The organism is Deltaproteobacteria bacterium (assembly GCA_016875395.1).
Classification (GTDB): Bacteria; Myxococcota_A; UBA9160; order UBA9160; family UBA6930; genus VGRF01.
The window spans coordinates 36,834-43,329 of record VGRF01000033.1; the positions used below are offsets into that span (position 1 = coordinate 36,834).

The window sequence follows — 6,496 nt, forward strand, 5'->3', positions numbered from 1 at the left end:
TCATTCAAGGTATTCGAGTACGTCACGAACTGCCCTGTCGGTCGCCGCGCCTTCCTCCGTGGCCCTCTCCTCTTGCCATCGCTCGAAGGGGCGGACGGGGAAGAGCAAGACGTTGCCGACGTGGTAGTGCGGAATCTCCGGCGTCATTCGGCGCAGCGTGGCAATCGAGACGCCCAGCGCCGCCGCCATCTCCCCCGCGCGTAATGCGAGGCGGCACGAGAGAACGGGAGCAGCGACCGCTCCCTTTTCGCCGTGGGGGGAGGGGGCGGATTCAACAGAGCGTTTCCCCTCGTCCTTCACGACGGGGTTCCCCACTTCCGCCTGGAGAAGTCTCGAAGCTGACGTGTCACGCGCGAAGCAAGGTCACCCGAGTTCAAAGCCCACTCTGCCTGGTCTCCGGCTTCGGAGCGCGCGACCGCTTCAAGCGCGGCCCGACCCTCTAGATCGGAGACGCCACGAGCCTGGCGCGCGGCGCGAAACTCGGCGTTGACCTCCTTCACTGGGGTCAGCACGACCATCATCTCGACCCTCTCCCGCTCTCGCTCATCAGCCGCCGCCTGCGCGCGCTGCGCGCTTGCGGCGGAAGAGCGGCTTCGCCGCGCAGAGCCCTGGAAGCGGGAAGGTGAGGGTCGGTCTCTGTAGCCGGTCGCTTCACTTCCTCCGATCTCCTCACCCTTAAGAAACCTTTCTTTTATTAGGTGAGTCTGAGGAAGAGTCTGAGTAGGAGTCTGAGTCTGCGGAGGGGGAAGATCGGAGGCAGCTCCTGCCCCGCGGTCGGGTGCGAGGTCTTGGAGTTCTGCGTACTTAGGCCAGTCGATCGCGATGACATCGCCGCGGTGTTCGCAAGAGAACCCCGCCGCGTCGCCAGCTTCTCGGAGCACGGCGAGTGCCGCATCGAGCCGACGCCTCCCGGTGATCTGGAACGCGATCGGTGCAGTCAGGCAAGGCTTACATGCGGCCTCGCGAGATAACCCATTGCGCGCCCACTTCGTGTTCATGTGGCACTGGAGACGAACGAAGGTTGCGAGCACATCGTTCGACCAAGGGTGGTCGGCGACTTCGTCGTAGACACGGAGCCACTTCTTGCGAGCCGTCGCCATCTACGGCGTCTCCGCGCGCTCGCGAACCGGCACCACGAGCCGCAACTCCAAGCCGATCGCGATGGCCACATCCGCGAGCGGCCAACTTGTCCACCACGACTCGCCGCGCTTCCCGTCTGTCGTTGCATTGGTGCATCCGCCAGGAGCAGCGAGCCCAAGCGGGTGCTTCCCTAGATGGCTGCATTCCCGACTGACGCAGGCGCAGACTCCACGATCCCGAATCCACCAGCATGGGAACAGAGGCCAGCCTTGCTCCGAATAGGAGAGAGCGGCGACATGTAAACCGGATTCAGGCTGGGCCACGTCGCACCTCCGCGTTGGGGTCCGACGTGCTCGTTCTCCTGCTCTGCTCACTCCATTCGATCAGGTCCGCGAGGCAGTAGCGGACACGCCCGCCGTGCTTCCGAAACGGCGGACCTCCACCACGGACGCGGAGGCCCTCTAGCGTCCGCGGCGAGATCCTGAGCAATTCGCCAGCGTTCGCCGTGTCAAGAAAGACGCTCCCCTCGTCGCGATTGCGTCTGTCCACGCCGTGTTACCCCCACGTACTCGACTGTGCGTGAGTACGGAGAACAACATCATAAGACGAAATCGGGGCGAAACAAGTGGCGGGGGAATAGAAGCGCCCGAGCCGATAGTCATCCTTTGAGAGAGCGGCTTGAGGGGTACGGACGTTCTCGGAAGTGAGATTCTACGAGAACACATATCAACATAATGTCAACATAATGTAAGGCAATGATGTGCACGATGGCACAAAACACTCCATCCAGCATGCCATTGTAGGACTTGATCGTGCCGCGTCTGGTAACCGCGGATTTCCTGTTCACGAAAGCAACAGCGTTTATCTGCACAAAACTTCAATTGGGCTGACCTGATCCAGGTTTCTCGGACCAGCTGATTCCTGGGAGAATGGCTTCCGACGAAAGGAAGCCCCCCGTGAAGAAGAGCCGGTTTTCGGAAGAGCAAATGGTGAAGATCCTGCGCGAGGCGGACTTGTTACGGGCGCGCTCGCGTGTCTCCTGCCGCAGGTGATGGACGGCGAGTACCGCATGATCCAGAACGCGCTCTCGGGATCGCTGTGTGCGGGCTCCGAGAGCTCGCGTGGCGCGATCGGCTGGGCGGCGCTGCTCGCGGCGATCGTGGTCGCGACGTGCGTCGCGACGAGCTTCACGGTTGGCAGCGGCGACGAGCGGCGTAACCATGTGTGGAGCTGGGACGTCGTGCTGGACCGGACCGATGATGGTCGGCCGAATAGCCAATGAGATACAAAACCAACAGCTCGATCCGAATCAGCCTCGCAGGTGTGTTTTGTCTCGCCGAACTGATGACAAACCCCGTCGTCGCCAGCGAGTCAACAGCCCGCTTGGCAGCGTCCTGCGTCGCGACTGCCGCGCCGCAGGGCGTGACTTTTGAGGGCACACCGACATGGCGTACCGGGGATGGTCTGCCGCCCCACTGTGAGGTACGCGGGTTTGCGGCCAGCAAAATCCGCTTCGTGATACGCCTGCCCGCAGAGTGGAAGGAACGACTCCTGCTGGCCGGCTGTGGCGGGTTCTGCGGCGAGTTGCTGGCTGACAAGTCGGGGCGTAGCAATTCGATCAACGCATCCTTGCGCCGTGGCTACGCCGCCATCAGTCATGATGGCGGACATCAAGGGGCCTCTTGGGACACGGACTGGGCGAGTGACAGCGAGGCGCTTGAGATCTGGGCGCACAAACTATTGCCCATCATGACGAACGTCGGCATCGCCATCGCCGAGTCGGTCTATGGCACTGCGCCCCGCTACAAGTATTTCTCAGGATGCTCGAACGGCGGGCGTCTCGGCATGATGGCTGCGCAGCGCTACCCCGGACTCTTCGACGGTATCGCCGCCGGCGCCAGTATCTTCGATCTGAGCGGCACCGCCGGGCTTTGGGGTGCGTGGATGACCCGACAGACGCTTGTCGATGGCAAACCCGTCATCGCACCCGAGCGCTGGGCATTGGTACACCGCAAGATCCTGCAGCGCTGCGACGCACTCGATGGACAGCGCGATGAGCGAATCGACGCGCCTCGTGACTGCAAGATCGATTTTGCAAACTTCACGATGGGCGATGATCCTTTGACCGTCGCCGAGGTAGAGGCGCTACGCGCGCTCTATGGCGGGGTACGCGACACCCGCGGCAAGGTCATCTATCCCACACTCGAGTTTGGCGCGGAATTCTTTGCTGATATTTGGCTCGGCGGGGCGCCCGATCGCCCGGCTTGGGGCGTGCTGGCCTCGCAGGGATATCGTCAAATGCTCGCGGCCAGTCTGGGCATGGCCGACGCCGCCCTCGCCGGCAAGACCGCGGGGGCGACGAGTGCGTCCGCTGAAGTCGAGGCCGTGCAAGCGATGATCGCGCGCTCGCCGGTGCCCGCAATCACCGATGCAGTCGATACCGACCTGCAGGCACACGCCCGCTCTGGCAGCAAGCTGCTGCTCTATCACGGCCTCGCCGATCCGCTGATCATCCCGCAACCGCTCGAGGCGTATTACGCCGATGCGGCCGAGCAAGCGGGCGGCCTGGCTGCGCTGCGCGAACACACGCGGCTCTTCATGATCCCGGGCTGGGGTCATTGCTGGGAACGGCCGGTGAGCGCGGGCGATGACTTCGATCCGCTCGCCGCGGTAGAAGGCTGGGTCGAGCGGGGCGAAGCGCCGAACTCCCTGCCCCTGCGGCTACGTGATGGGCAGCGTATCTTGCAGGTGCCGATGCGCTGAGATCGCCGCGCTAGCTCACCGGTCGTCGCGACTGCGTGATGCGAAAGCGCGCCGCCGAGTCTACTGCCCCGGTCCGGTCCCCGGTACGACCCTATCGGGCGTCGCGGCCTTCGAGCATCTGCAGCACGAAAGCGCAGTCGCGGGCGTGCTCGCGGTAGCGCTGGTAGCGCCCAGACTTGCCGCCGTGTCCCGCCTCCATGTTGACCACGAACAGCAGTGGGTTGCGGTCGGTCTTGTGGGCCCGCAGCTTGGCCACCCACTTGGCGGGCTCGTAATACTGGACCTGGCTGTCGTGCAGACCGGCGGTGACCAGCATCGCGGGGTAGGCCTGGGCCCGGATGTTGTCGTACGGCGAATAGGACGCCATGTAATCGTAAAAAGCCTTGTCTTTGGGGTTGCCCCACTCGTCGAACTCGTTGGTGGTCAGAGGGATGCTTTCGTCGAGCATGGTGGTCACCACGTCGACGAAGGGCACGTGCGCGATGACGCCGCGGTAGAGCTCGGGCCGCTGGTTGATCACCGCCCCCATCAACAGGCCACCGGCGCTGCCGCCCCGCGCGAACACCTTGCCGGGGGCGGCGATGCCTTGGGCCAGGAGGAACTCGGTGACGTCGACGAAGTCGGTGAAGGTGTTCTTCTTGCTGAGCAGCTTGCCGTTCTCGTACCAGCGCCGGCCGAGCTCCTGGCCGCCACGGACGTGGGCGACGGCGACCGCCACACCACGGTCGAGCAGGCTCAGCAACGTCGAGTCGAACTCCGGGTCGTTGGCGTAGCCGTACGAGCCGTAGCCCTCGATGAGCAGGGGGTTGCCCCCCGGCTGGCGCCGGTCCTTGCGGTAGACGAGCGACACGGGGACAGTGGCGCCGTCGCCGGCGGGCGCCTGGAGGTATTCGCTGGCGTAGGCCGCCGGGTCGAAGGGGCCGAGCACCGGCTCGCGTTTGAGCTGCTTGCGCTCGCCGCTGACCAGGTCGAGCTCGTAGGTGGTGTCCGGCGTCGACAGCGAGGTGTAAACGTAGCGGACCTTGGTGCTGTCGGGGTCGGGCAGGTCGATCAGCGACATGGTGTAGGTCGGCTCTTCGGCCGCCACCAAGGAGGGCTCCCCCTTCTTGGGCAGCAAGCGCACCTTGCGCAGCCCGCCCGAGCGCTCGTCGACCGCGACGAAGGTGTTGTAGAGGCCGAAGCCTTCGACGAAGGCGTCGTCGCGGTGGGGCACCAGATCCTTCCAGGCGGTGCGCTTGGCGGACGAGGCCTCGGGCACCTCCAGGAGGCGGAAGTTCGTCGCCTGCCAGTTGCTGCGGATGACGAAGCGCCCGTCGAGGTGGTCGACCGAGTATTCGTGGTCCTTTTCGCGCGCCGCGAACACCTTGGGGGCGCCCTCGGGGCGGGCGGCCTCGATCAGGCGCACCTCGCTCGCCAGCGTGCTCCATAGGAAGATCCCGACGTACTTGCGCGACTTGGTGGTGTAGATCGAGGTGTAATAGGCCGTGTCCGGCTCCTCGTAGACGAGGGTGTCGGCGCCGGTGGCGCCGAGGCGGTGGCGGTACACCCGGTAGGTGCGCAGCGTCACCGCTTCCTTGGTGACGTAGAAGAACGTGCGGTCGTCCGCCCACTCGACGTTGCCCGCCAGATCGGTGGCGGTGTCCGGCAACAGCTGCCCGGTCTGGAGGTCCTTGAGGCGCAGGACGTAGAGGCGCCGCCCGGTGGTGTCCTCGGTGTAGGCGAGGGTCCGCCCGTTGGGGCTCACCTGGATGGCGCCCACCTGGTAGAAGCCGTGTCCTTCGGCGAGGGCGTTGGCGTCGAGCAGCACCTCTTCGGGCGCCTCGAGGGTTCGCTTGCGCCGGGCGTAGATCGGATACTCGCGCCCCGTCTCGTAGCGGACGTAGTACCAGTAGCCGCGGTCGAAGACGGGCACCGTCGAGTCGTCCTGCTGGATGCGCGCGACGATCTCCTCGTAGAGCGGCTCGATGACGCTCGGGCGCAGCATGGCCTCGGCGTAGAGGTTCTCCGACCTTAGGTACGACAGCACGTCTTCCTTGGAGCGCGTGTCGTCGCGCAGCCAGTAGTAGGGGTCGACTCGGACCCCGTGGGGAGAGGTCACGTCGAACGGTCGTGCCTCCGCCACCGGGGCGTTGGGCTCGACCACCTCGGCGCCGCCGCGCGGCACCGGCGCCGGTTGGGACCCGCCGCAGGCGAGCGAGAGGGACAGGAGGAGGGTTTGCAGCAGGCCTAGGCGACGGAGACGCAGGAGCATGGCGCGTGCACATAGCCGGCCGGGGAAGCGAGGGCCAGAGCCCCCACGTCCTACTCCAACATCACCCGATCCGGCAGCTCATTGGGGTCGTCGCCGCGCCGTGGGAAGTGCTGCGCCTGAGCCCGCAGCACATGCCCGTTCACCCGGATTCAGGGCCCCTGATCACGAACCCGGCCCGCTCGGAAAGGACATTGGCCTTCATTACGCGGCCCACCGCCCGCCTCGCGGCCTTCTCGAGGGCGGAGCCTGACCTGATCCAGGTTTCTCGGTCCAGTTGATTCCTGGGAGAATGGCTTCCGACGAAAGGAAGCCCCCCGTGAAGAAGAGCCGGTTCAGCGAAGAGCAGATGGTGAAGATCCTGCGCGAGGCGGATCGCGTCCCGGTGCCCGAGGTCGCGAAGCG

Annotated in this window: 7 protein-coding genes; 2 read left to right on the forward strand and 5 right to left on the reverse strand. The window is 65.2% G+C overall.

The window, feature by feature from the left end:
• Genes FJ091_19340 through FJ091_19355 form a run of 4 tightly spaced genes read right to left on the reverse strand, consistent with a single transcriptional unit; the run spans position 1 to position 1,629 of the window.
• The gene (locus FJ091_19340) at positions 1 to 300 is read right to left on the reverse strand and encodes a helix-turn-helix domain-containing protein (protein MBM4385512.1); all 300 of its coding nucleotides are present in this window, start codon (positions 298 to 300) and stop codon (positions 1 to 3) included.
• Positions 297 to 1,100, reverse strand: a complete 804-nt coding sequence (locus FJ091_19345) for a hypothetical protein (protein ID MBM4385513.1) — start codon at positions 1,098 to 1,100, stop codon at positions 297 to 299. Before FJ091_19345 ends, FJ091_19340 begins: the two co-directional genes overlap by 4 nt.
• Positions 1,101 to 1,403, reverse strand: a complete 303-nt coding sequence (locus FJ091_19350) for a bifunctional DNA primase/polymerase (protein ID MBM4385514.1) — start codon at positions 1,401 to 1,403, stop codon at positions 1,101 to 1,103.
• Positions 1,390 to 1,629: a helix-turn-helix domain-containing protein gene (locus FJ091_19355; protein MBM4385515.1), complete on the reverse strand. Its 240-nt coding sequence runs from the start codon at positions 1,627 to 1,629 to the stop codon at positions 1,390 to 1,392. Before FJ091_19355 ends, FJ091_19350 begins: the two co-directional genes overlap by 14 nt.
• A 502-nt stretch (positions 1,630 to 2,131) precedes the next feature.
• On the opposite strand from FJ091_19355, the gene FJ091_19360 reads away from it, so the two are divergent.
• Positions 2,132 to 2,362 (forward strand): hypothetical protein, encoded by a 231-nt coding sequence (locus FJ091_19360; protein ID MBM4385516.1) that lies wholly within the window; start codon positions 2,132 to 2,134, stop codon positions 2,360 to 2,362.
• The gene (locus tag FJ091_19365) at positions 2,359 to 3,843 is read left to right on the forward strand and encodes a tannase/feruloyl esterase family alpha/beta hydrolase (GenBank protein ID MBM4385517.1); all 1,485 of its coding nucleotides are present in this window, start codon (positions 2,359 to 2,361) and stop codon (positions 3,841 to 3,843) included. Before FJ091_19360 ends, FJ091_19365 begins: the two co-directional genes overlap by 4 nt.
• Positions 3,844 to 3,934: 91 nt before the next feature.
• Here the strand turns inward: FJ091_19365 and FJ091_19370 are convergent, their stop codons facing one another.
• Positions 3,935 to 6,064 (reverse strand): S9 family peptidase, encoded by a 2,130-nt coding sequence (locus FJ091_19370; GenBank protein ID MBM4385518.1) that lies wholly within the window; start codon positions 6,062 to 6,064, stop codon positions 3,935 to 3,937.
• Positions 6,065 to 6,496: the final 432 nt, after the last annotated feature.